This is a genomic window from Kitasatospora sp. NPDC093102 (assembly GCF_040683915.1).
In the GTDB taxonomy this organism is placed as follows: Bacteria; Actinomycetota; Actinomycetes; order Streptomycetales; family Streptomycetaceae; genus Kitasatospora.
In genome coordinates this window covers 1-24,437 of the sequence record NZ_JBFBFA010000008.1, presented here as the reverse complement: position 1 = coordinate 24,437, position 24,437 = coordinate 1, and the positions used below count along the sequence as shown (strand labels likewise).

At 73.4% G+C, this 24,437-nt stretch carries 19 protein-coding genes, 2 rRNA genes and 1 pseudogene; 9 read left to right on the top strand and 13 right to left on the bottom strand.

Translation table 11 applies throughout. The features are described from left to right. Nucleotides 1-237: 237 nt before the first annotated feature. The 4 genes from pruA to AB0O11_RS13890 form a co-directional block, all read right to left on the bottom strand. Nucleotides 238-1,863, bottom strand: coding sequence for an L-glutamate gamma-semialdehyde dehydrogenase (pruA, locus tag AB0O11_RS13905; RefSeq protein WP_363386083.1), 1,626 nt, complete (start codon nucleotides 1,861-1,863; stop codon nucleotides 238-240). A gap of 129 nt (nucleotides 1,864-1,992) precedes the next feature. Beyond that, nucleotides 1,993-2,649, bottom strand: coding sequence for an HAD hydrolase-like protein (locus tag AB0O11_RS13900; protein WP_363385566.1), 657 nt, complete (start codon nucleotides 2,647-2,649; stop codon nucleotides 1,993-1,995). A 47-nt stretch (nucleotides 2,650-2,696) separates the two neighbouring features. Beyond that, nucleotides 2,697-3,206, bottom strand: coding sequence for a hypothetical protein (locus tag AB0O11_RS13895; protein ID WP_363385564.1), 510 nt, complete (start codon nucleotides 3,204-3,206; stop codon nucleotides 2,697-2,699). A gap of 115 nt (nucleotides 3,207-3,321) precedes the next feature. Continuing rightward, a complete protein-coding gene (locus AB0O11_RS13890; RefSeq protein ID WP_363385561.1) occupies nucleotides 3,322-4,464 on the bottom strand; it encodes a patatin-like phospholipase family protein in 1,143 nt (380 codons plus the stop codon). A gap of 334 nt (nucleotides 4,465-4,798) precedes the next feature. Between AB0O11_RS13890 and AB0O11_RS13885 the strand changes: the two genes are divergently transcribed. Continuing rightward, on the top strand, nucleotides 4,799-5,251 hold the full coding sequence (locus tag AB0O11_RS13885; protein ID WP_363385559.1) for an Rv3235 family protein: 453 nt from the start codon (nucleotides 4,799-4,801) through the stop codon (nucleotides 5,249-5,251). A 101-nt stretch (nucleotides 5,252-5,352) separates the two neighbouring features. Here the strand turns inward: AB0O11_RS13885 and secA are convergent, their stop codons facing one another. Next, nucleotides 5,353-8,115 (bottom strand): preprotein translocase subunit SecA, encoded by a 2,763-nt coding sequence (gene secA, locus AB0O11_RS13880; RefSeq protein ID WP_363385556.1) that lies wholly within the window; start codon nucleotides 8,113-8,115, stop codon nucleotides 5,353-5,355. A 278-nt stretch (nucleotides 8,116-8,393) separates the two neighbouring features. Here secA and AB0O11_RS13875 point away from each other — a divergent pair, with 278 nt between their 5' ends. Continuing rightward, nucleotides 8,394-8,951 carry a GNAT family N-acetyltransferase gene (locus AB0O11_RS13875; RefSeq protein ID WP_363385554.1) on the top strand — a complete coding sequence of 186 codons (558 nt, stop codon included), beginning with the start codon at nucleotides 8,394-8,396 and terminating at the stop codon, nucleotides 8,949-8,951. A 37-nt stretch (nucleotides 8,952-8,988) separates the two neighbouring features. After that, a complete protein-coding gene (locus AB0O11_RS13870; protein ID WP_363385551.1) occupies nucleotides 8,989-10,203 on the top strand; it encodes a crosslink repair DNA glycosylase YcaQ family protein in 1,215 nt (404 codons plus the stop codon). 12 nt (nucleotides 10,204-10,215) lie between these two features. Here AB0O11_RS13870 and AB0O11_RS13865 read toward each other — a convergent pair whose 3' ends face one another. After that, the gene (locus AB0O11_RS13865; RefSeq protein WP_363385548.1) at nucleotides 10,216-10,968 is read right to left on the bottom strand and encodes a response regulator transcription factor; all 753 of its coding nucleotides are present in this window, start codon (nucleotides 10,966-10,968) and stop codon (nucleotides 10,216-10,218) included. A 203-nt stretch (nucleotides 10,969-11,171) separates the two neighbouring features. Then, nucleotides 11,172-11,867 carry a ribosome-associated translation inhibitor RaiA gene (gene raiA, locus AB0O11_RS13860; protein WP_363385545.1) on the bottom strand — a complete coding sequence of 232 codons (696 nt, stop codon included), beginning with the start codon at nucleotides 11,865-11,867 and terminating at the stop codon, nucleotides 11,172-11,174. Between the two features lie 369 nt (nucleotides 11,868-12,236). Between raiA and AB0O11_RS13855 the strand changes: the two genes are divergently transcribed. Further along, on the top strand, nucleotides 12,237-12,965 hold the full coding sequence (locus AB0O11_RS13855; RefSeq protein WP_363385542.1) for a ComF family protein: 729 nt from the start codon (nucleotides 12,237-12,239) through the stop codon (nucleotides 12,963-12,965). A gap of 101 nt (nucleotides 12,966-13,066) precedes the next feature. Here AB0O11_RS13855 and AB0O11_RS13850 read toward each other — a convergent pair whose 3' ends face one another. From AB0O11_RS13850 to mtrA, 3 genes are all read right to left on the bottom strand, one after another. Beyond that, nucleotides 13,067-14,962: an LpqB family beta-propeller domain-containing protein gene (locus tag AB0O11_RS13850; protein WP_363385539.1), complete on the bottom strand. Its 1,896-nt coding sequence runs from the start codon at nucleotides 14,960-14,962 to the stop codon at nucleotides 13,067-13,069. Then, on the bottom strand, nucleotides 14,937-16,973 hold the full coding sequence (gene mtrB, locus AB0O11_RS13845) for an MtrAB system histidine kinase MtrB (protein WP_363386081.1): 2,037 nt from the start codon (nucleotides 16,971-16,973) through the stop codon (nucleotides 14,937-14,939). Before mtrB ends, AB0O11_RS13850 begins: the two co-directional genes overlap by 26 nt. A 70-nt stretch (nucleotides 16,974-17,043) precedes the next feature. Beyond that, complete coding sequence (gene mtrA, locus AB0O11_RS13840; protein ID WP_030247322.1) at nucleotides 17,044-17,721, bottom strand: MtrAB system response regulator MtrA; 678 nt, start codon at nucleotides 17,719-17,721, stop codon at nucleotides 17,044-17,046. Between the two features lie 299 nt (nucleotides 17,722-18,020). Here mtrA and AB0O11_RS13835 point away from each other — a divergent pair, with 299 nt between their 5' ends. The 5 genes from AB0O11_RS13835 to AB0O11_RS13815 all read left to right on the top strand — a co-directional run bounded on the left by AB0O11_RS13835 (nucleotide 18,021) and on the right by AB0O11_RS13815 (nucleotide 23,565). After that, nucleotides 18,021-19,208, top strand: a complete 1,188-nt coding sequence (locus AB0O11_RS13835; RefSeq protein WP_363385536.1) for a hypothetical protein — start codon at nucleotides 18,021-18,023, stop codon at nucleotides 19,206-19,208. 5 nt (nucleotides 19,209-19,213) lie between these two features. Beyond that, entirely contained in the window at nucleotides 19,214-19,915 is a 702-nt protein-coding gene (locus tag AB0O11_RS13830; protein ID WP_363385533.1) for a DUF4129 domain-containing protein, read from the top strand. Next, nucleotides 19,912-21,141, top strand: coding sequence for a DUF4350 domain-containing protein (locus tag AB0O11_RS13825; RefSeq protein WP_363385530.1), 1,230 nt, complete (start codon nucleotides 19,912-19,914; stop codon nucleotides 21,139-21,141). Before AB0O11_RS13830 ends, AB0O11_RS13825 begins: the two co-directional genes overlap by 4 nt. 77 nt (nucleotides 21,142-21,218) lie before the next feature. Continuing rightward, a complete protein-coding gene (locus tag AB0O11_RS13820; RefSeq protein ID WP_363386079.1) occupies nucleotides 21,219-22,148 on the top strand; it encodes a MoxR family ATPase in 930 nt (309 codons plus the stop codon). 82 nt (nucleotides 22,149-22,230) lie between these two features. Continuing rightward, a complete protein-coding gene (locus AB0O11_RS13815) occupies nucleotides 22,231-23,565 on the top strand; it encodes a DUF58 domain-containing protein (RefSeq protein ID WP_363385527.1) in 1,335 nt (444 codons plus the stop codon). 63 nt (nucleotides 23,566-23,628) lie between these two features. Here the strand turns inward: AB0O11_RS13815 and AB0O11_RS13810 are convergent. The 3 genes and pseudogenes from AB0O11_RS13810 to AB0O11_RS13800 all read right to left on the bottom strand — a co-directional run. After that, nucleotides 23,629-24,000 (bottom strand): annotated as a pseudogene (locus tag AB0O11_RS13810) (RNA polymerase subunit sigma); the annotation flags it as partial. 85 nt (nucleotides 24,001-24,085) lie between these two features. Further along, nucleotides 24,086-24,202 (bottom strand): 5S ribosomal RNA (gene rrf, locus AB0O11_RS13805). A 77-nt stretch (nucleotides 24,203-24,279) separates the two neighbouring features. Next, a 23S ribosomal RNA gene (locus tag AB0O11_RS13800) occupies nucleotides 24,280-24,437 on the bottom strand; the annotation flags it as partial.

Genomic DNA, 24,437 nt, shown 5'->3' with positions numbered 1-24,437 from the left:
GATGTACACCGACGGGTCACCGCAATCCTGCCGCACCATCCGACTGAAAGGGGCTCATGGCACGCATGAAACGCCCGCCCAGCGGGTAGGACGTCTCATTCGTCCTGCGAGCCACCCGACGACGCCAGCCAGCCTAACCGGATCAATCGAAGGTGGACAGGGACAGGTAGGCGCAAACCCGCAGGATGTCGGGTCCGTCCTGGACACCATGTCCAAACCGGAGCCTGGTGTTCACTCTCAGCCCATGTGCGGGTGTCGGTGGTGCGTCGGCGGGACGAAGGTCTCCTTGATCGACCGGGCCGAGGTCCAGCGCAGCAGGTTCTGCGCGGCGCCCGCCTTGTCGTTGGTGCCGGAGGCCCGGCCGCCGCCGAAGGGCTGCTGGCCGACGACGGCTCCGGTGGGCTTGTCGTTGATGTAGAAGTTCCCCGCGGTGAAGCGCAGCTCCTCGACGGCCTGGGCGATGGCGTAACGATCCTGCGCGATCACCGAGCCGGTCAGCCCGTAAGGGGCACCGCCGTCGACCCGGCGGAGCACGTCGTCCCAGCGGGAGTCCTCGTAGACGTGGACGGCGAGGATCGGGCCGAAGTACTCGGTCCGGAAGATCTCGCCCCGGTGGTCGGAGGAGACCAGGACGGTCGGCCGGACGAACCAGCCGATCGCATCGTCGTACTGTCCACCGGCCGCCAGTTCGATGGTCGGATCGGCCTTCGCCCGCTCGATGGCGTCCCGGTTCTTCTCGAAGGCGCGCCGGTCGATCAGGGCGCCCATGAAGTTGGACAGGTCGGTCACGTCGCCCACCGCGAGCGCGTCCACCTCGGCCAGGAAGTCGTCCTTGATCTTCTGCCAGAGGCTGCGCGGCAGGTAGGCGCGGGAGAGCGCCGAGCACTTCTGGCCCTGGTACTCGAAGGCCCCGCGGATCAGCGCGGTCCTCAGGATCTCCGGGTCGGCCGAGCGGTGGGCCAGCAGGAAGTCCTTGCCGCCGGTCTCGCCGACGATCCTGGGGTACGCGCGGTAGCCGCCGATGTTGGCGCCGATGGTCTGCCACAGGGACCGGAAGGTGGCGGTGGAGCCGGTGAAGTGCAGCCCGGCGAACGCCGGGTCGGCCAGTGCGACCGGGGAGACCTGGAGGCCGTCGCCGGTCACCAGGTTGATCACCCCGGGCGGCAGGCCGGCCGCCTCCAGCAGCCGCATCAGGTGGTGCGCGGCCAGGGTCTGGGTCGGCGCGGGCTTCCAGACCACGGTGTTGCCCATCAGCGCGGGGGCGGTCGGCAGGTTGCCGGCGATCGCGGTGAAGTTGAACGGGGTGACCGCGTAGACGAAACCTTCCAGCGGGCGGTGGTCGGTGCGGTTCCACACGCCGGGCGAGGAGATCGGCTGGTCGGCCAGGATCTGCCGGGCGAAGTGGACGTTGAACCGCCAGAAGTCGATCAGCTCGCAGGCGGAGTCGATCTCGGCCTGCTGCGCGGTCTTGGACTGGCCGAGCATGGTGGCCGCGTTGAGCGTCTCCCGCCAGGGTCCGGCGAGCAGGTCGGCGGCACGCAGGAAGACCGCCGCGCGGTCGTCGAAGGAGAGCGAGCGCCACTGCCGCCCGGCGGCCAGCGCCGCGTCCACCGCCGCCCGGGCGTCCTCCCGGGTGGCGTTGCCGAGCACGCCCAGCTTGGCGGCGTGGTGGTGCGGCTGGACGACCTCGATCCGCTCACCGCCGCCGAAGCGCTGCTCGCCCCCGACGGTCATGGGCAGCGGGACCTGCTCGGCCGCCAGCTCGTCCAGCCGCTGGACCAGCCGGTCCCGCTCCGGGCTGCCGGGCGCGTACGCGTGCACCGGCTCGTTGACCGGGACCGGCACCTCGGTGACTGCATCGATGGGCATGGCGGCTCCGTCCTGGCGGCTGGTCGGGTGTGACACCAGCCTGACCAGCCGGAGCGCGATCCGCCCGTTCAGACACGCGGACGGCGGACGTGGCGCCCGCCACGTCCGCCCGGGGCCCGGGGTTCAGCCCGCGATCCGGCCGGCCAGCTCGACCGCCTCGGCCAGGCTGTCCACCACCGGGACACCGACCGGCTCCAGCTTCTCCCGGGTGTGCGAACCACCGGTGTAGAGCACCGCGTGGGCACCCGCGCCGAGCGCCGCCAGGGCGTCGTCCGCGGCGTCGCCGATCAGCACCGTACGGGCCGGGTCCACCCGCTCGCCGAGCGCGGCCAGGTGCCGGGTCAGGTGCTCCGCCTTCTGCCCGCCGGACGGGCCGCTGCGGCCGTCCACCCGCAGGAAGCCGCCGGTCAGGCCGAAGGTGTCGACCAGCGGCACCAGCTCCACGTGGTCGTACATCGACAGCAGGGACTGGCTGTTCCCGGCCTCCCGCCAACCGTCCAGCAGCTCGCGCACGCCCTCGGTCAGCCCGCAGGAGGGGCTGAGCTCCCGGTAGCGGTCGTGGAACGCGTCGTCGAGCCTCAGCCACTCCTCCGCGGAGGGCATCCGGCCGAGCAGCCGCCGGTAGAACTGCGGGATCGGGATCTCGTACTGCTCGCGGTACTCCTGGAGGGTCATCGGCCCGATGCCGACGGTCGCGAAGGCGGCGTTGCTCGCCCCGAGCACGGCCTCCATGTCGTGGAAGAGCGTGCCGTTCCAGTCCCAAACGATGTGAGTGCGCACGGGGTGAAACGGTAACCCGGACGGGCGACACGCCGGTAGGGCGGAACTCACGCGAGCAGGGACGGGATCTCCTGGGTCGCGTACCAGAGCAGGTCGTGGTCCTCGGCGCCGTCCACGGTGAACTGGGCGTCCTGGTCGCCCGCGTCGGCCGCGGCCACCGCCGCCACCGCCGCCGCGACGTCGGTGACCACCTCCTCGTCGGCCACGTCGGCGTGCACCGCGGCCGCCTTGGCCAGCCGCACCGGGCCTGCCAGCACCACCCGGCCGAGCGAGGCCTGGTCCTGGTACTCGTCGCCCGGGAAGGGCCGCACCGACGCGTCGGCCACGTCCAGCGCCACCACCACCCGGCGGCGCGGGGCCTGCGGGTCGGTCGCCAGCAGCCGCAGGGAGGACTGCGCGGCCCGGTTCAGCGCCGCGTACTCCAGCTCCTCCAGGTCGTCGCTGACGTACCACTCGCGCAGCGCGGGCGTCACGGCGTACGCGGCGGACTGCTCCAGGGCGCCGCCCTCGTGCGCCGCCGCCAGGCCGGTCAGGGTGGTGGGCACGTACACGCGCATCGGTGGCACTCTCCGGTTCGTCCAGCGGGGTTCGTCCAGCGGCACAGATTCTCCAGCGCCCCAAGAATAAGCGCCGCCGGACCGCCCCTGATCACCTCCGGTCCGGGGCGGGAGCTCACCGCTGGGGCCGCAGGGCCTCCCGGCTGGTGCGCAGGGCGCTCTCCAGGACGGCGCCGCGGCGGGCCGGGTCCATCATGTTCGGGCCCATCACCGCGAGGTCCGCCAGGGTCGGCGCGAGCAGCCGCACCCGGACGCCCTCGGCCCGCAGCAGCGCGGCCTCGCGCAGCAGCTGCCGGGTGACGGCGTGGCGGTAGCGGCTCACCAGCTGGGCGAGCACGCCGCGCGGGCGGTCCCGGGCGCGCCACTCGCGCAGGGCGGCCAGGGAGTCGCGGCCGCGCCCGAGCCGCCCCTGCTCTCCGGCCCGCCCCGGCCGGGGGTCCAGCCGCAGGGCCATCGGGGCGATCACGTACACCTCGTCCAGCCCCCGGCCGAGCATCAGGTCGGCGTTGGTGGCGGACCAGCAGCCGCCGTCCACGTACGCCGAGCCGTCCAGCCGCACCGGCGCGAACCAGCCGGGGATCGCGCAGGAGGCCATCACGGCCTCGGGCACCGGGACGGCCGGGGCGCCCGGGTCGCCGAAGACCACCCGGCGGCCGCTGCGGTAGTCCACGGCCACCACCCGCAGCGGCGGTCCCCCGTCGCGGGGCTGGGGCAGCCCGCCGTCGCCGAGCGGTCCGCCGTCGCCGGGCAGTTCGCCGGTGCCGAGCAGGCCGCGCACCAGCTCACCGACGGGCGCCAGCGAGCCGCGGCCGTGCGGCGCGATCGCCGAGACCATGGTCAGCAACGGGTACTCGCGCGGGTGCCGGACGGCGTCGCGCAGCAGACTGGGCGAGCCGATGCCGGCCCGGGGGCGCGGCGGCAGCGCGCCCCCGACGGCGGTGTCGTAGTCGAAGCCCACCCCGGCCAGCGGCCCCTCGGTGATCGGCAGGCCGCGCTGGTGGTCGCGCAGGTGCTCGGGACGGACGCCGCCGGCCAGCATCGCGGCGAGGATCGCGCCCGCCGAGGTGCCGAGCAGGACGTCGGCCCCGCCCGGCTGCCGCCCGGTGGACTCCTCGACGGCGCACAGCGCGCCGACCGTCCAGGCCGCCCCGAGCATCCCGCCGCCGCCCAGCACCAGACCGCGCCGCGGCGGGCCCCCGGCGGGCGGGGTGGTGCCCGCGGCCGCCGTGGCCGGTGCCGCCGCCACCCGTGTCGTCATACCGGCCACCCCTCGTCGTGGGAGCCCGGCCGTCGCTCCCGGTCAGGCTCCGATCGTGCGCTCCGGGCCGGTACGGCGCAACGCGGCGGCCGGGCGCCGCCACCCGGTCCGCCCAGCCCGAGCGTCCCCTTTCGGACCGTACGGCCCGTCCCCCAACGTCAACCGGGCGCCGTCGTAAGACCCCTCCGACCCGCCGCCGCATTGGTCGATTCACCCGGATAGGTGAAGCCGACCACTCGCCCCGGCCGCCCCGGAAACCCGTTGCCGCCCCGCACGGGACGCCCCCAGCCTGGACCCGTCCGCACCCGCACCACCCAGCCGAGGAGCCGCCACCGTGACCGTCCAGTTCAGCGCCCACCTCACCGCCCGCCCGCACCGCCGGCCACGCAACGCCGGCGGCTGCGACCCGGCCGGTCGCCGGCCCCGCCACCCGCGCGCCGCCTGCACCGGCACCCCCGGGCCCGACTCCGGGGCACTGGCCGCCCGGTTCGCCCGCCAGCTGGTCGAGGTGCTCACCGGCGCACGGCCCTCCGGCCAGCTGATGCGGCACACCAGCCTGGACGGCTACGGGCAGCTCGCCTCGCTGGTCCGGGCCGGCGCACTGCGCCGCGGCGGCCCCGCCGACCGGCCCCGGCTCGGCCCGGTGCACGACCGCTCGCCCTCACCGGACGCGGTCGAGGCCTGCGTGCGGGTCGACCTCGGCCGACGGCACCACATGGTGGCCTTCCGGCTGGAGCAGCGCGGCCCGGCCGGACAGTGGCAGTGCACCGCCGTGGAGGCCCGATGAGCACCCTGCCGCACCCCCGGCGGTACCGAACGGCGCAGGGCGCCGTCCCGGTACGGGAACGGCGCCCTGCGTGGCGTCCTGGCTGGTGGCCGACGGCCGGCTCAGCCCTTGCGGCGGCGGCCCTTCGCCGACTTGGCGGCCTTGCGGCGCTCGGCACGGGTCAGGCCGTCGCCCTCGTCCTCCGGCGCGAGGTCCTCGAAGTCGCCCTCGACCACACCGCCGCCGACCTCGTCCGAGGGGGCCGTGTAGTGCAGCCGCTGCGGCTTCGGGGCCTCCAGGCCCTTGGCCTTGATCTCCGGGCGGGCGGCGTCCTTCTCCAGCTTGTCGAGCACCACCTGGGCGTCCTCGACCGGGACCTCCTCGACCTGCTGCTCGACCTGGACCTCCAGGTTGAACAGGAAGCCGACGGACTCCTCCTTGATGCCCTCCATCATCGCGGTGAACATGTCGAAGCCCTCGCGCTGGTACTCGACCAGCGGGTCGCGCTGCGCCATGGCCCGCAGGCCGATGCCCTCCTGGAGGTAGTCCATCTCGTAGAGGTGCTCGCGCCAGCGGCGGTCCAGCACCGACAGCACGACCCGGCGCTCCAGCTCGCGCATGATCTCCGCGCCCAACTGGTCCTCACGGGCGCCGTACTGGCCCTGGATGTCCTCCTGGATGGACTTGATCAGGAACTCGGGGGTCAGACCGGCCTGGCCGCCGGCCTCCTCCTCCAGCTCCTCCAGGTCGAGGGTGACCGGGTAGAGCTGCTTGAGCGCGGTCCAGAGCTTCTCCAGGTCCCAGTCGTCCTCGAAGCCCTCCCCGGTGGCCGCCCGGACGTACGCCTCGACGGTGTCGTCCATGAAGTGGCCGACCTGCTCCTGGAGGTCCTCGCCCTCCAGGACGCGGCGGCGCTCGCCGTAGATGACCTCGCGCTGGCGGTTGAGCACCTCGTCGTACTTGAGGACGTTCTTGCGGATCTCGAAGTTCTGCTGCTCGACCTGGGTCTGCGCGGAGGCGATGGCGCGGGTGACCATCTTGGACTCGATCGGCACGTCCTCGGGCACGTTGGCCATCGAGAGCACGCGCTCGACCATGCCGGCCTTGAACAGGCGCATCAGGTCGTCGCCCAGCGACAGGTAGAAGCGGGACTCGCCCGGGTCGCCCTGACGGCCGGAGCGGCCGCGCAGCTGGTTGTCGATCCGGCGGGACTCGTGCCGCTCGGTGCCGAGGACGTAGAGGCCACCGGCCTCCTTGACCTCGTCCTGCTCGGCCTTCACCGAGGCCTTGGCCTTCTCCAGCGCGTTCGGGAAGGCGGCCTCGTACTCCTCCGGGGTGTCCGTCGGGGTCAGCCCGCGCTGCGCCAGCTCGGCGGCGGCCAGGTGGTCGGCGTTGCCGCCCAGCATGATGTCGGTGCCACGGCCGGCCATGTTGGTGGCGACGGTGACGGCGCCCTTGCGACCGGCCTGGGCGACGATCTGCGCCTCGCGCTCGTGGTGCTTGGCGTTCAGCACCTCGTGCGGGATGCCGCGCTTGCGCAGCTCCTGCGACAGGTACTCGGACTTCTCGACCGACACGGTGCCGACCAGCACCGGCTGGCCCTTCTCGTGCTTCTCGGCGATGTCCTCGACCACGGCCGCGAACTTGGCCGGCTCCGACTTGTAGATCAGGTCGGGCTGGTCGATGCGCAGCGGCGTCTTGTTCGTCGGGATCGGCACCACGCCGAGCTTGTAGATCTGGTGGAACTCGGCGGCCTCGGTGGTGCCGGTACCGGTCATGCCCGCGAGCTTGTCGTACAGGCGGAAGAAGTTCTGGAGGGTGATGGTGGCCAGGGTCTGGTTCTCGTTCTGGACCTCCACCCCTTCCTTGGCCTCGATCGCCTGGTGCATGCCCTCGTTGTAGCGGCGGCCGGCCAGGATGCGGCCGGTGTGCTCGTCGACGATCATGACCTCGCCGTTCATCACGACGTAGTCCTTGTCCCGCTTGTACAGCTCCTTCGCCTTGATGGCGTTGTTCAGGAAGCCGACCAGCGGGGTGTTCACCGACTCGTAGAGGTTGTCGATGCCCAGGTAGTCCTCGACCCGGGTGACACCCTCCTCCAGGACGCCGACGGTGCGCTTCTTCTCGTCGACCTCGTAGTCGCGGTCGATCTTCAGACGCAGCACCAGCTTGGCGAAGTCGGCGTACCACTTGGTCGCCTGGTCGGCCGGGCCGGAGATGATCAGCGGGGTGCGGGCCTCGTCGATCAGGATCGAGTCGACCTCGTCGACGACCGCGAAGTTGTGGCCGCGCTGGACGAGTTCGTCCTTCGACCAGGCCATGTTGTCGCGCAGGTAGTCGAAGCCGAACTCGTTGTTCGTGCCGTACGTGATGTCCATCGCGTACTGGCGCTTGCGCTCGGCGGGCGTCATGTTGCCCAGGATCACGCCGACTTCGAGGCCGAGGAAGCGGTGCACCCGGCCCATCCACTCCGAGTCGCGCTCGGCGAGGTAGTCGTTGACGGTGATCAGGTGGACGCCCTTGCCGGTCAGCGCGTTCAGGTACGCGGGCAGGGTGCCGACGAGGGTCTTGCCCTCACCGGTGCGCATCTCGGCGACGTAGCCGTGGTGCAGGGCGGCGCCGCCCATCAGCTGGACGTCGTAGTGCCGCTGGCCGAGCACGCGCTTGGCGGCCTCGCGGACGGTGGCGAACGCCTCGGGGAGGATGTCGTCCAGGGTCTCGCCGTCCGCGAGTCGCTGCTTGTACTCGTCGGTCAGTGCGCGCAGCTCGGCGTCGGTGAGGTTGACGAAGTCCTCTTCGATGGAGTTGACCTGGGCAGCAATCCGCTGCAGCTTGCGAAGGATCTTGCCCTCGCCGGCGCGCAGGATCTTGTCGAAGACGGACACGTGAGCGGGCTCCTTGCCTGTATTGGCACTGGACGACTGCACGGCGAGTCCACCCCACCGCACGGGCCATCGTATGCGAGGAGTCCAATCCCCCGGGAGGTGCGTCAGCACGGTATTCCCGTGTCACCCGCGCGAGCACATGACCCGATAGCACCGCCCACCGGGACAAAACGGCCGGTGGGCCTGAAAGTTGGCCACCTGCCGAACCCGCGGACCGACGGGACGACCCTCGGGATATTCGGATGCCCGCTTTCCGCGCCCGGCGAAATAATCCGTTCATGGAAGAACCCAGCACCGCCCCGGTCACCCTCACCACCGAGCGACTCGTTCTGCGCGCCCCGCAGGAGTCCGACATCGACGCGGTCTTCGCCGCGTGCCAGGACCCGGAGATCCAGCGATGGACCGTCGTCCCGTCGCCGTACCGGCGCGAGGACGCGGAGTTCTTCGTGCGCGATCTCGCCATCGAGGGCTGGCGCACCGGGGCGAACCGGATCTGGTGCGTGTTCGAGCGCGAGTCCGGCACCCTGGTCGGCTCCCAGGGGCTCGTCCTGCGCGCCCACGACCCGGGCTCCGCCGAGATCGGCTGGTGGGCCGTGAAGGAGTTCCGCGGCCGCGGCTACACGACCGAGGCCGCCCGCGCCGTCTCCCGCTACGGCCTGCGCGAGCTCGGCCTGCGCCGCCTGGAGTGGCAGGCCTACGTCGGCAACGACGGCTCCCGCGCGGTCGCCGAGAAGGCCGGTTACCGCGTCGAGGGCACCCTGCGCTCGTACGCCGAGCAGCGCGGCGTCTTCCACGACGCCTGGATCGCCTCCCTGCTGCCCTCCGACCTGGACTGAGTCCGCGCTGTCGCTGCCCCCGGCTACGCTCGCCGGCATGACCGCCGCTGCCGCACGCCCCGCCCCCGTCGCCGTCCTCAGCGCGGACGACGCCCGCCGGACCGCCCTGTGCGCCCAAGGCCTGCTGGGCGCGCCGGACCGCCGTGCCGGGGTGCGCGGGGTGCTGCGGCACCTGGGCGCCGTACAGCTGGACACCATCTCGGTGCTCGCCCGCTCGCACGAACTGGTGCCGTACGCCCGCCTCGGCGCGGTCGGCCGCCCGGCCGTCGAGGCGGCGTACTGGGGCGGCGGCACGAGCTTCGAGTACTGGTCGCACGCGGCCTGCATACTGCCGGTCGAGGAGTGGCCGCTGTTCTCCTTCCGACGCCGCCGCTACCGCGACCGCGGCCACCTCTGGGGCGGCCACCAGGTCACGCCCGAGACCTACCGGCTGGTGCTCGACAAGCTGCGCGCCGAGGGACCGTTGACCTCCACCGAGTTGGGCGGCGCCAAGAGGACCGCCGAGTGGTGGGACTGGTCCGACACCAAGATCGCGGTCGAGCGGGCACTGGCCTTCGGCGACGTGGTCTGCACCGAGCGCCGGAGCTGGAAGCGCGTCTACGCGCTGGCCGAACAGGCCATTCCGGACGCCCTGTTCGGCCAGGAGCGGTCGGACGAGGAGTGCGTGCGCACCCTGGTCGCCCAGGCCGGCGCCGCGCTCGGCGTGGCCACCCGGGCCGACCTCCTGGACTACCACCGGCTGCGTGCCAAGCAGTTGGACCCGGTGCTCGCCGACTGCGGGCTCGTCCCGGTCGAGGTGGCCGGCTGGGGCCCGGACGGTGCCCCGGCCCCGGCCTGGGCCGATCCGGCTGCCCTCGCCGCCGCCCCCCGCGGGCGCCACCGCACCACGCTGCTCTCGCCGTTCGACTCGCTGATCTGGGACCGCGCCCGCACCGAGCGGATCTTCGGCATGTCGCACCGGCTGGAGGCCTACACGCCCAAGCACAAGCGGGTGCACGGCTACTTCGCGATGCCGCTGCTGGCCGGCGGCCGGCTGGTCGGCCGGGTCGACCCGGCCCGCGAGGGCCGCACCCTGGTCGCCCGGCAGGTCTCGCTGGACGGCGGTCGAGGGCGTGGCGCCCGGCACGTCGAGGCGCTGGCGACGGCCCTGCGCGAGGCGGCCGGCTGGGTCGGCTGCGACGAGGTGCGGGTCGGGGCGCTGCACGACGAGCGGCTGCGCCCGACCCTGGAGAAGCTGCTGGCGGACCGCTAAGTCCCGCCCGGCTCACCCTATTTCGAGGATCTTCTCCCGCATCGCGTACACCACGGCCTCCATCCGGGAGTGCAGCTGGAGCTTCTCCAGGATGTTGCGCACGTGGTTCTTCACGGTGTTCTCGCTGATGAACAGTTCCTTGGCGATCTCCCGGTTGTTCCTCCCGGTCGCCACCAGCTTGAGCACCTCCAGCTCCCGGTCGGTGAGCCGGGGTGCGGGCACCAGGTCCCGGTCGTCGGATCGGCGCTGGATCATCGACTTGAACTCGGTGAGCAGCTTGGACGCCATCGAGGGGCTGATCTGGGACTGCCCGTCGGCGACCGCGCGGATCGCGGTGGCGACCTCGTCGGTGGAGATCTCCTTGAGCAGGTAGCCGGTGGCCCCCGCCTTGATCGCCTCGTAGAGGTCGGCCTCCTCGTCGCTTATCGTCAGCATGATGATCTTGGTGCTGGGCGCCACGTCCTTGATCGCCGTGCAGGCCTCGATCCCGCTGCGACGCGGCATCCGGACGTCCATGAGGATGATGTCGGGCAGCAGGTCGGCGGCCTTCAGCACGGCCTCGGCGCCGTCCCCCGCCTCCCCGACGACCTTGATGTCCGGCTCCTCCGCGAGGACGATCTCCAGCCCCCGGCGGAACAGCGCGTGGTCGTCCACCACCAACACACGGATCGGCTCACCCCGGCGCGGCTCGTACGCGGGCTCCTCCTCCGCCCCCAACGGCAGCCCTGGCCCGACCCCGGGCCCCAGCCCGAAGTGATCCCCCATCCGCTCCTCCCCCTTCGCGGGTCGTCGTGCGCCAATCATTCCACGCCCCGACGCCGCCGCTGTCACCCTCCGATGCCGATTCCCCCGCATCGGGTGACCCCTCCGTCCGGGACGCGGGGCCGCCCGAACCGCCCTGCCCCCGAACGCCGGTGACCCCGGCGGCCACGGCCGCCGGGGTCACCCCTCCATCACTTCTCGGACGTTCAGTCCTCGTCGTCGGACCCGCCGATCGCGCCGCCCGCCCCGCCGCCCGGCCCGGCCGCGAGGTCGGTCTGCAGGTGGATGACGCCGTAGTGGTAACCGTGCCGGCGGTAGACCACGCTCGGCAGGCCACTGTCCTTCTCCACGAAGAGGTAGAAGTCGTGGCCGACCAGTTCCATCTCGTAGAGCGCCTGGTCCAGCGCCATGGGAGCGGCCGGGTGCGTCTTCTCCCGGACCACCAGCGGGCCTTCGCCCTCCACCTCCAGGGATCCCATCATGGTCTTGCGGACGGCGCCGTTCGTCTCGCCCTCCAGCGCCCTCGTGTTCGGCAGCGCGGCCAGGGCCGCGGTCGCCTCGGCGACGCTGATCGGGGTGCGGCCGTTCGCGCCGCCCTTGTGCACCCGACGCCGGTCCGCGGACTTGCGCAGCTGCGCGTCGAGCTTCGCCGAGGCCAGGTCGAGCGCCGCGTACGGATCGGCGGCGGCGGCTTCGGCCCGGATCACCGGCCCACGGGTACGGAGAGTGATCTCCACCCGCTCGGACCGGTCGGCCTGCCGCGGGTTGTGCTCCTTGGACACCTCGACGTCGAGGCTGATCACCTTGCCGTCGAACTTCTGGACCTTCTCCAGCTTCTCGGCCACGTGCTCGCGGAACCTCTTGGGCACCTCGGTCTTGCGGCCCTTGACGACGATGTCCACGCAGAACTCCGATCCCTCGTGCTGACGCCGATCCGGGTGCTACCGGACCGGACTGAGACCCAGCTGGACCAGCCCATCCACTGCCGGCCCCCCGTCCCCGCCGCCAGCGGCGGAAACGACTGGCCCTCACCTCACTTCCTCCCCACCAGGGACGGTTGAAACCCCCTGAAGCCTTATCGAACACCTCACACGGGTTTTTCGCCTCCCCAGGCGACAAGGAGGGTATGACCCGATACTGCGGTCAGGCGGTCAAGCTGGTGCACCCTGTCTACCCTCTCGCGGGTGAAGTATGGGTAAATACCTGGACAACACCCCCCATACGGCGCATCCTGTGGTGACTCTCCGTGCCTGCCGCCGCCAGGAGCAGCCGTGCCACCGCCCCCCTCCCCCGCCCGCCCGACGCCCGCCCAAGGGCCGTTCGGCCACGCACTGGCCGGGCTGCTGGACGTCCTGCTGCCCGCCGACTGCGCGGGCTGCGGCAGCGAACGCACCCAGCTCTGCCCGGCCTGCCGGCGCGTGCTGGCCACCGCACGGCCCGCCCCCACCCTGCTGCCCTGGACGCACGCCGCCGCGCCGTACACCGATCCGGTCCGGCAGTTGCTGCTCGCCCACAAGGAACGCGGCGCGCTGCGGCTGGCCGGGCCGCTCGGCGAGGCCCTCGGCCGCGCGGTGCGCTCCGCCCTGGGCGCGCGGGCCGGAGCCGCGCCGCTGCTGCTGGTTCCGATGCCCTCCGCGCGCTCGGCCGTCCGCGCCCGCGGGCACGATCCGACGCTGCGGCTGGCCGGGGCGGCCGCCCGCTCACTGCGCCGGGCCGGCCTGGACGTACGGGCCGCACCGCTGCTGCGGCACGCCCGGCCGGTCGCCGACCAGACCGGGCTGAACGCGGCCGAGCGGCGCCGCAACCTGCACGGCGCGCTCACCGTGCTGCCGCGCGCCCGGACCGGGCCGACGGGCCTGACGGGCCGTCACCCGGTGCTGGTGGACGACCTGGTGACCACCGGCGCCAGCCTCGCGGAGGCGGCCCGGGCGCTGGCCGACGCCGGCCTGCCGGCCCGGGCCGGCGCCACGGTCGCGGCCACGGTGCGCCCGGCCGGCTGACCACCGCTGTCGACGCCTCAGCCGGACAGGACGGTCCCTCAGCCCGCCAGGATGCCGCGTCAGCCGGTCCGGATGCCGCGCCAGCCCGTCCGGACGCGGCGTCAGCCCGCGTAGAAGTACGACCGGGGCTTGTCGATCAGCGGGGCCTCCCGCCACTGGTTGTTGACCAGCCGGTAGGCCTTGGCCTCGCTCGGCTTGCCGTCCGTCTGCTTGACCTCCGCCATCGCGAGCACCGGCGGCGCCTGGGTCAGGCTGTCCGCCCGGGACTCCGAGGCCGCGACGGTCGTCATGCTCTCGGCGCTCTGCAGCTGGGTGTCGGTGCTCTGCGAGCCGTCGGTGCTGATGAAGTAGAGCTGCTGGGTCCGGTCGGCCTCCTTGCCGAGCACCAGCAGTTGGTCGGCATCCGCCCAGGACACCGAGGCGACATCGGTGAGCGTGGGTGCGGCCCGGCGCAGCCCGGTGATCTTCACCGTCGGCGCCTGCGGGGTGCCGCCGTGCACCACCAGGCCGAACATCAGCGAGCGGTTGGCCATGCCCGGGGACTTGACCACCAGGGCGACCCGGACGCCGTCCGAGGAGATCTTCAGCGCCTGCACGGTCTGCCCGGTCAGCCCCTCGACCGGCACGGTGTACGACTTGTTGCCGCGCACCATCACCACCGGCAGGCTCTGCTTGCTGCGGTCCACCACCCAGAGGTTGCCGCGGCCGTCCCAGCTGGGCGAGGCGAAGCCGTCCTCCTTGTCGCCGGACTTCGCCGACGAGCTGAGCACCGGCTCGCCCAGGTTCACCGCGTTGTCCGTCAGCTGCACCGAGTAGACCTGGTGGCCGTCCTCGCTGATCGCGGCGGCCTGGGCACCGCCCCGGCTGACCGCGATGGTGCCGAGCGGCGGCTTGGTGTTCGACTGCGGCTTGCCGAGGACGCCGCGGACCGGGTCGCCGGGGCGCCCCTCGTCGGTCGCCACCAGGGCGCCGTCGGCGCGCTGGTAGTACTGCGTCGCGGCCGTCGGGCCGGCCAGCGAGCCGGGGCCGGTGGCCGGGACGTCGCTGCGGCTGGCCGTGCAGGCGCCGCGCTGCCCCTTCAGCTCCAGCCGCTCGACCTGGCCCTTGCCCTGGTCGGCGAGGGTGTAGAAGAGCTGGGTCGCCATCCGCCGGCAGGCCATCGGCTCGCCGGCGTCCGCCTTGCCGAGCTGCACGTGGGCGACCCGGCTGTCGTCGATGGTCACCTTGTCGACCGTGGCGCCGCTCGGGAACGCCGTACGGACCACCGGCGAGAGCCAGGTGGAGGGGCCGCTGACGAGCGCCCGGGCGGCCGAGGTGAGCGGGTCTGTCCGGCGCCGCAGGTAGATCGGGTCGGCGATCAGCACTTCCTGACCGGCGTTCCCGGAGACCACCAAGGACGGGTCGGGCGCGGTGTAGAAGAACCGCTCGACCTGCCGGAAGCTGTTCCGGAAGTTGGTCTCGTTCATGATCACGCCCGGCGGCAGCCTGTCGATCCGCCACTCGCCGTCCTTCTCCCGGACGAAGGTGAAGTCGGAGGAGACGCTGCTGTTCTGCCCGGCCACCAGCAGGTACGAGTGCTTCTCGTCGACGGTGGCGACCAGCTGCCCGCGCACCGCCGCGGAGACCACGGTGTCCGCGTCGGTGACGTCCGGGCCGTCCGCGATCGTGGTGGCGGAGAGCACCTGGGTGCCGGCGTCCGGGTTCCAGGTGGCGGCGGCGCTCTCGGTGAGGTACTTGCGCGCGGTTTCGTACCCCTCGTCGGCGGTGACCGCGTCCAGGAACCCGGTCAGCAGCTCACGCGGCTTGGCGCCCCGGCCGGGCGCCACCGGGTAGACCCGGGCCTGCAGGTTCTTGTCGGCCGAGCCCTGGGACAGCTCCACCCTGGTGATGCCGCCGGAATCGGGCATGGCCGCGCAGCCGCTCGCCACCAGGGCGCCGAGCAGCGCGCCGACCGCCGCGACGAGCCGCGGCTCAGTCCTGTTGCTCGTCCCTCGCACGCTGTGACCCCTCCGCGTCCATCGTCCCGCCCGTCACGTCCGGCTCCGCCGTCCGTTGTGCCACCGACGGCCGTCCCGGCGTCGGGTCCACCATGACCTGGGCGCCGGTGGCCCCGTACCCGCCGGCCGTCCACACGTCCGAGGGGTCCGAGCGCGGTCCCTCGGGCATCCGGCGCCGGCCCAGCCCGGGGCCGATGTTCAACACCCCGCCGAGCCCGCTGCCGAGGCCGTTGCCCACGGCCTCCGGCGTCTCCGCGTGGTCCTCGACGGCGGCGCTCGCCGTCGCGCCGGCCGGGCTGATCGCCCGCCGGTACGGCGTGCCCTGCGCACCCAGGCCGCGGTTGTTGCGGGAGTCCTCCGGCTCCAGCCGGAACGGCGCCCGGGCGATCTCGCCGCCACGGGTGCGCGGCAGGGTGAGCCGGAAGTGCGAGCCGCCGCCGGGCTCGCCCCAGGCCTGGAGCCAGCCGCCGTGCAGATGGGCGTCCTCGACCGCGATCGACAGACCGAGGCCGGTGCCGCCGGTGGTCCGCACCCGGGACGGGTCGGCCCGCCAGAAGCGGTGGAACACCCGGGACGCCTCGCCCGGCTTGAGGCCGATGCCGTAGTCGCGCACGCCGACCGCGACCGCGCCGTCCGCGGAGCCCAGCCGGACCACCACGTCGCGGCCCTCGCCGTGCTCCAGCGCGTTGACCACCAGGTTGCGCAGGATGCGCTCGATCCGGCGGGAGTCCACCTCGGCCAGCACCGGCTCGCCGTCGCCGCGGATCACCACGGCGCTGCCCTTGGCCTCGGCAAGCGGTTCGGCGGCCTCCACCACGCGGGCGACGATCTCGCGCAGGTCGACCGGCTCGGCGTCCAGGATCGCGGCGCCGGCATCGAAGCGGCTGATCTCCAGCAGGTCGGCGAGCAGCGACTCGAAGCGGTCCAGCTGGCCCTGGAGCAGCTCCGCCGAGCGGGCCGCCATCGGGTCCAGGTCCTCGCGGCTGTCGTAGATGAGGTCGGCGGCCATCCGGACCGTGGTCAGCGGGGTGCGCAGCTCGTGCGAGACGTCCGAGACGAACCGCCGCTGCACCCGGGACAGCTCCTCCAGCTGGCGGATCTGTGCCTGGAGGGCGTTGGCCATCCGGTTGAAGGACTCCCCGAGGCGGGCGATGTCGTCCGTCCCGGTGACCTTCATCCGCTCTTCCAGGTGCCCGTCGGCGAGCCGCTCGGAGATCCCGGCGGCCATCCGGACCGGGGTGACCACCTGGCGCACCACGACCCAGGCGATGCCGCCCATGAGGATCACCACGAACACCCCGGCGGTCGCCAGGGTGCCGGTGACCAGGTTGAGGGTGTCGGTCTCCTGGCCGAAGGAGAACACGTAGAACATCTGGTACGGCGTCCCGGCCGGGCCGACGAACTGCATGCCGAGGGCCAGCCCCGGCTCGGACTTGACGCTGCTCTCCGGCGCGCGGTGGATCCGGGTCGGCTGGTCGAACATCTGGCCGGGCTCGGCGAGCAGCTTGGCCCGCAGGGTGTCCGGGATGCTGATCGGCTGGATGTCGCCCGAGTAGCGCGGCGCGAAGCCGGCGGTCTCGGGCACGACGGCGCCGGTGCCGGGAGCCATCGCGATCACCGAGTAGACGGTCTGCCCGCTCCCGGCCAGGTCGTTGACCTGCCGCAGCAGCCAGGTGCCGATCTCGTCGACGGTCGGGTCGGCGGTGCCCCGCAGCTTCTGGTCCCGGGCCTCGTCGATCTTCTTCTGCTCGACCTGGAAACCGATCCGGGCCTGCGCGCGGGCGGCGTCCATCTTGGTGTCGAGCAGGCCGGTGCGCACCTGCGCCACCACGACCACGCCCAGCACCAGGACGACCGCGATGGACGCCAGCAACGACACCGCGACCACGCGCAGCTGGATCGACCGGCGGTACAGCGCGGCCACCCGGTGCACGGGGCGCCGCAGCTGACGCTTCACCAGCGCGACCACGCCGAAAGGGCCGCGCCGGCGGCGGGTGCTCGAACTCAGCACGTCGCCGCGCACGGCCCCGGCCCCGTCGGTCGCGGAACCCGACGGGGTGTCGTCTGCCCGGTCCGTCACGTCAGCTGGGTCCGGCCTTGTAGCCGACGCCGCGGACGGTCACCACGATCTCGGGGCGCTCCGGGTCCTTCTCGATCTTGGAACGCAGGCGCTGCACGTGGACGTTGACCAGCCGGGTGTCCGCCGCGTGGCGGTAGCCCCAGACCTGCTCCAGCAGCACCTCGCGGGTGAACACCTGCCAGGGCTTGCGGGCCAGCGCGACCAGCAGGTCGAACTCCAGCGGGGTCAGCGGGATGCCCCGGCCGTCCCGCTTCACCGAGTGGCCGGCCACGTCGATCACCAGGTCACCGATGGTCAGCTGCTCGGGCGTGGGCTCCTCGGCGCGGCGCAGCCGTGCGCGCACCCGGGCCACCAGCTCCTTGGGCTTGAACGGCTTGGTGACGTAGTCGTCGGCGCCCGACTCCAGGCCCACCACGACGTCGACCGTGTCGGTCTTCGCGGTGAGCATCACGATCGGGATGCCGGACTCCGCCCGGATCTGCCGGCACACGTCGATGCCGTCACGGCCGGGCAGCATCAGGTCGAGCAGGACCAGGTCGGGCTTGGTCTCCCGGAACGCGGCTAGCGCCCTGTCCCCATCCGCGACGAAAAACGGCTCAAAACCCTCACCACGCAGCACAATGCCGAGCATCTCGGCCAGTGCGGAGTCGTCATCAACGACGAGGACGCGTCCCTTCATGCGTCCATCTTCTCATTACCGGATTGTGACCTGCCGCACAGCAGTGCCATTGCTCCAGAACGGCCAACTCCCCCACCGGTGCATTCCGGCCATACCAGGCGAATACCCCCGCCGGAAACGCCTCCGGACCCCCTCCACCCCCCGCCGGGGACCGCCGCCCGGCCCGCCGCGGAGGACCGTTGCCGATCAGCAACCGGATCGCCATGGGGCCGTTTTCCGGCCCCATGGCACGATGGGCGCTGCGCGCGGGCGGAAGATCCGTTCGCAGTCGCGCCCGTGACGCCCTCCGAGGAGCAGTGATGACCGACACTCCGGGCTGGGCCTCGCCCAGCTCGTCCGAGCCACCCCGCGACGGCGCCCGGCCCCCGGCCGACGCGCCCGCCGCCGCGCCCGGGCCGTCGGCACCACCACAGGCCACCCCCGGCTGGACCGGCCCGGCCGGCACCCCCCGGAACGGCCAGCAGTACGGACAGCAGTGGGGCCAGCAGCCGCCCGGCGGCCACCGTCCGTACGGCTGGGGCGCCCCGGCGAGCCCCAGGCCGGGTGTCATCCCGCTGCGCCCGCTGAGCTTCGGCGAACTGCTGGACGGCGCCGTCACCACCGTCCGCCGGCACTGGCGCACCGTGCTCGCGCTCTCGCTCGGATTCGCCGTGGTCGCCCAGGCCGGCGCCGTCCTGGTCGACCTGCTGATCAAGGGCAAGACCGGCGAGGCCACCCAGATCCTGCGGATGCTGGCCGACCTGCCGCTGGAACTGCTGCTCAACGTGTTCGCCACCGCGCTGCTCACCATCGTGGTCAGCCGCGCCGTCCTCGGCCGGTCGGCGACCGCCGGGGAGGCCTGGCGTGACGCCCGTCCCCAGCTGCTGCAGCTGCTCGGGCTGACCCTGCTCACCGCCCTGCTGGGCCTCGGCGTGATTCTGCTCGGCTTCGCCCCGCTGATCGGCTACACCGCCACCGGCACGGCCTCCCCCGCGATCTCCGGCCTGCTCACCCTGGTCGGCCTGCTGACCGTGCCGGTCGCCGTCTGGCTGTGGATCCGCTTCAGCCTGGCCGCCCCCGCCCTGATGCTGGAGAAGCAGGGCGTGCTGACGGCGCTGTCGCGCTCGCGGCGCCTGGTCCGCGGTGCCTGGTGGCGGGTCTTCGGCATCAACCTGCTGGGCCAGGTGCTGGCGTTCGTCGCCACCGTGGTCATCGCGGTCCCGTTCCAGTTCCTCGGCCTGGTGCTGGGCTTCGAGAGCCTCAACCGCCAGGGCCTGCCCGACACCGCCGACCAGGGCGTCGCCATGGTGCTCCTGCTGGCGGTCGCCGGGATCATCGCCGGCACCTTCACCACCCCGTTCATCGCCGCCGTCGGCGTGCTGGTCTACATCGACCAGCGGATCCGCCGCGAGGCCCTGGACATCGAACTCGCCCGCGCCGCCGGCGCGCCCGAGCACGGCGGCGCCGGCTGGGGCGCGCAGGGCGACCCGACCCCGGCGAGGCGCTGAGCCGGATGCCTAACTGGGGGGAAAGGCTCCTCGCCGCGGGCGGCGCACCGGTCACCGTGCCGCGTGACCCGGCGCGCGACGCCGCCCGCGACGAGCTGCTCGACGCGGGGTACCACAAGCACGACCCGTCCGTGCTGCAACGGATCACGGACTGGATCTACGACCACATCGCCGACGCGCTCGACAGCATCTCCGGCGACGGCACCGACGGCACCACCGGACTGATCCTCTTCCTGATCGTCGCGGTGCTGATCGGCGCCGCGCTCTGGTGGCGCCTCGGCGCACCACGCCGCGCCGCCCGCACCGTCCAGGACGTGTACGGCACGGAGGGCCCGCGCAGCGCCGACCAGTACCGGGCGGACGCCGCCGGGCACGCCGCCGCCGGCCGCTGGACCGAGGCCGTCCGCGAACAGATGCGTGCCCTGGTGCGCGGCCTGGAGGAGCGCACCCTGCTCGACACCCGCCCCGGCCGCACCGCCGACGAGGCCGCCGCCGAGGCCGGCCGGGCGCTGCCCGAGCACGCCGCCGCACTGGCCGCGGCCGCCCGGACCTTCGACGACATCGCGTACGGCGAGCGCACCGCCGACCAGGACGCGTACCGGCTGCTGCACGAGCTCGACCGGACGCTGGAGCGCACCCGCCCGGTCCTCGCGCCCGACGCCGCCGGTGTCCCCGCCTCGGCCCCGACGCCCGGAGGAGCGGCATGACCGGTACCGTCCCCGTCCCCGCGGCACCGCCCGCCGCCGGAGCGCCCGCCGCCGCCCCGAGCAGCCTCGCCCCCACCACCCGCGGCCTGTGGCGCCGGGCCCGCTGGTACCTGGCCGTCCTCGCCGCCCTGCTGATCGGCGCCGCCGCCGTGTCCGCCCTCGGCCAGGACCGCCGCTACCCGCCGCTGGACCCGCGCTCGTACGACCGCGACGGCACCCACGCCGTCGTCGCCCTGCTCGAACGCCAGGGCCTCAAGGCCGAGCTCACCACCGACCCGACCGCCACCCCCGTCGGCCCGGACACCCTCGTCCTGCCCGAACCGGACCTTCTCAGCCCCGCCCAGCTGCGTGCCGTCGCCGCCGCCCGGCACCGGCGGCTGGTGCTGGTCGCCCCCGGGCCGGCCGCGCTCACCGCACTCGCCCCCGGCATCCGGCTGTCCGACGACGCGGGCGGGCTGCCGTACGCCTCCGTCCGCTCCGCCCCCGCGGAGTGCTCGCTGCCCGAGGCCGTCCGGGCCGGCAGCGCCCAGCAGGGCGGCATGCTCTACACCAGCGGCAGCCGCGGCGAGGGCTGCTACCCGCGCGCCCACGGCTACCCGCTGGTCAGCCTCCCGGCCGGGGACGGCGACCGCGACGTCATCGTGCTCGGCAGCGGCACCTTCCTGCACAACGGCGAACTCGCCGAGGACGGCGACGCCTCCCTCGCGCTCGGACTGCTCGGCTCGCAGCCCCGCCTCACCTGGCACCTGCCCGACTACTCCGCCCCGCTCCCCGAGGGCGCCCGCACCAAGACCTTCGGCGACTACCTGCCGAGCGGCTGGCACTGGGCCGGCTACCAGCTCGCCGTCGCCGCCGTGCTCGCCGCCCTCTGGCGCGGGCGCCGACTCGGCCCGGTGATCAGCGAGAACCTTCCCGTGGTGGTCCGCGCCGCCGAGACCACCGAGGGCCGCGCCCGCCTGTACCGGCGGGCGAGGGCCCGCGGCCGCGCCGCCGAGGCGCTGCGCGGCGCCACCGCCCACCGCCTCGCCCCCGCCCTGGGCGTCCCGCTCCAGGCCGGCGCACCCGACCCCGACGCGCTCTGCGTCGCCGTGGCCGACCGGCTGCCCGAACGGCCCGCCGGGGACGTACGGGCCCTGCTGTACGGCCCGCCCCCGACCGACGACGCCGCGCTGCTGCGGCTCGCCGACGACCTCGACGCCCTCGAAAGGCAGGTACGGAACCCGTGACCGACCAGGCAACCGCCCAGCTCCGCTCCGTCCCCGGCACGGCACCCGCTACCCCCGCCACCGACCCGCGCACCGCGCTGACCGCCCTGCGCGCCGAGATCGGCAAGGCCGTGGTCGGCCAGGACGCCGCCGTCACCGGCCTGGTCGTCGCCCTGCTCTGCGGCGGCCACGTGCTGCTGGAGGGCGTCCCCGGCGTCGCCAAGACCCTGCTGGTGCGCACCCTGTCCACCGCGCTCAGCCTGGAGACCAAGCGCATCCAGTTCACCCCCGACCTGATGCCCGGCGACGTCACCGGCTCGCTCGTCTACGACGCCCGCACCGCCGAGTTCTCGTTCCAGCCCGGCCCGGTCTTCACCAACCTGCTGCTCGCCGACGAGATCAACCGCACCCCGCCGAAGACCCAGGCCGCCCTGCTGGAGGCCATGGAGGAGCACCAGGTCACGGTGGACGGCGTACCGCGCGCGCTGCCCGTCCCGTTCCTGGTCGCCGCGACCCAGAACCCGGTCGAGTACGAGGGCACCTACCCGCTGCCCGAGGCCCAGCTGGACCGCTTCCTGCTCAAGCTGATCCTGCCGCTGCCCGACCGCGACCAGGAGTTCCAGGTGCTCTCCCGGCACGCCGCCGGCTTCGACCCGCGCGACCTCGGCGCGGCCGGCGTCCGCCCGGTCGCCGGGCCCGAGCACCTGGCCGCCGCCCGCGAGCAGATCGCCAGGCTGACCCTCTCCCCCGAGGTCCTCGCCTACATCGTCGACCTCTGCCGGGCCACCCGGCAGTCCCCGTCGCTGTCCATCGGCGTCTCCCCGCGCGGCGCCACCGCCCTGCTCGCCGCCTCCCGCGCCTGGGCCTGGCTGGCCGGCCGCGACTACGTCACCCCGGACGACGTCAAGGCGCTCGCCCTGCCCACCCTGCGGCACCGGGTCGCGCTGCGCGCCGAGGCCGAGATGGAGGGCGTCACCGCCGACTCCGTCATCCAGGCCGTCCTCGCCCAGACGCCCGCACCCCGCTGACCCCACCCCCACCGCACCGCACCCGTTCCGGCCCTCCGGCCCACGGGCTTCCGTCGCACGGGCTTCCGAAGGAGCGCACCGCATGGCCCTCACCGGGCGAACCGCCCTGCTCGCCGCACTCGGCGCGCTCGTCGTGGGCCTGCTGCTGCCGTCCTGGACCGGGATCGGCCTGGTCACCGGTGCGGTGCTGATCGCCGTCGCGGTCGACCTGGTGCTCGCCGCCCCGGTCCGCAGCCTGCGGTTCGGGCGGGGCGGCGACACCACCGTCCGGCTCGGCGAGCCCGCCACGGTCGAACTGACCGTCACCAACCCGTCCGGCCGGCTGCTCCGGGGCCTGGTCCGCGACGCCTGGGCCCCGTCCGCCTGGCGCCCCGGCACCGCCGAGGCCGCCTCCCGGCACACCCTGGCCCTCCCCGGCGGCGAACGGCGCCGGATCACCACCGTGCTCACCCCCACCCGCCGCGGCGACCACCACGCCCACCGGGTGACGGTCCGCTCGCTCGGCCCGCTCGGCCTGGCCGGCCGCCAGGGCTCGCACCTCGTCCCCTGGACGGTCCGCGCGCTGCCCCCGTTCGCCAGCCGCAAGCACCTGCCCTCCCGGCTCGCCCGGCTGCGCGAACTCGACGGCCGCACCTCGGTACTGACCCGCGGCCAGGGCACCGAGTTCGACTCCCTGCGCGAGTACCTGCCCGGCGACGACATCCGCTCCATCGACTGGCGCGCCAGCGCCCGTCGGGCAGCGAACACGGCCACCGGCGCGGGCGGCATCGCCGTCCGCACCTGGCGCCCCGAACGCGACCGGCACATCCTCGTCGTCCTCGACACCGGCCGCACCTCGGCCGGCCGGGTCGGCGACGCGCCCCGCCTGGACGCCGCCCTCGACGCTGCCCTGCTGCTCACCGCCCTCGCCACCCGGGCCGGCGACCGGGTCGACCTGCTCGCCCACGACTCCCGCAAGCGGGCCACGGTGGCCGGCAGCTCGGCCCACGAGGTGCTGCCCGCCTTCACCAACGCGATGGCCGGCCTGGAACCCGCGCTGCACGAGACGGACATGCGCTCGCTGGTCGCCACGGCACTCAAGATGGCGCCGCAGCGCTCGCTGATCGTGCTGCTCACCGGCCTCGACGCGGCCCCGGTCGAGGACGGCCTGCGCCCGCTGCTGCCGATGCTCACCAAGCGGCACGAGGTCGTCCTCGCCTCGGTCGCCGACCCGCAGCTGGACGTCCTCGCCGCCGGGCGGGGCACCCTGGAGGCGGTCTACGGCGCGGCCGCCGCCGAGCAGACCCGCGCCGACCGCCGCGCCACCGCCGAACGCCTCACCCGCCATGGCGTCACCGTCCTGGACGCCCCTCCCGCCCGGATCGCCCCGGCCCTGGCCGACACCTACCTGGCGCTGAAGGCCGCCGGCCGGCTCTGAGGCCCCCGGGCGCTCCCGGCACCGCCCGCGTCAGCTCATCCGAGGGCCCCTCAGTCCCTCGTTGAGCCGGGCCGCCGTCACCGGATCCCCTTCGCGCTCGTGGAGGTACGCCGCCACCGCGGTGTACCTGGGCAGCGCGCCGTCCAGCTCCGCGAGCGCCGCCAGCCCGGCGCGCGGACCGTCGGCCTCGCCGACCGCCACCGCACGGTTGAGCCGCACCACCGGGCTCGCGGTCAGCCGGACGAGTTCGTCGTACCACTCGACGATCTGCACCCAGTCCGTCTCCTCCGCGGTGAGCGCGTCGGCGTGCAGCGCCGCGATGGCCGCCTGCGCCTGGAACTCGCCCAGCCGGTCCCGAGCCAGCGCCGTCCGGAGGATCCCTATGCCCTCGGCGATCAACCCGGTGACCCACCGGCCGCGGTCCTGCTCGGCCAGCACAGCCCGTCCGGCACACCGGATCAGGCCCGGAAATGCGAAGAACCCCTGATCCGAATGGATCAGGGGTTCTTTCTGAAGAATTGTTCGGCGGCGTCCTACTCTCCCACAGGGTCCCCCCTGCAGTACCATCGGCGCTGTAAGGCTTAGCTTCCGGGTTCGGAATGTAACCGGGCGTTTCCCTCACGCTATGACCACCGAAACACTATGAAACTATCAACCCGGACACCCAAACGGGCGGGTCGTTGTTTCAGAACAACACAGTGGACGCGAGCAACTGAGGACAAGCCCTCGGCCTATTAGTACCGGTCAACTCCACCCCTCACAGGGCTTCCATATCCGGCCTATCAACCCAGTCGTCTACTGGGAGCCTTACCCTCTCAAGGAGGTGGGAGTGCTCATCTCGAAGCAGGCTTCCCGCTTAGATGCTTTCAGCG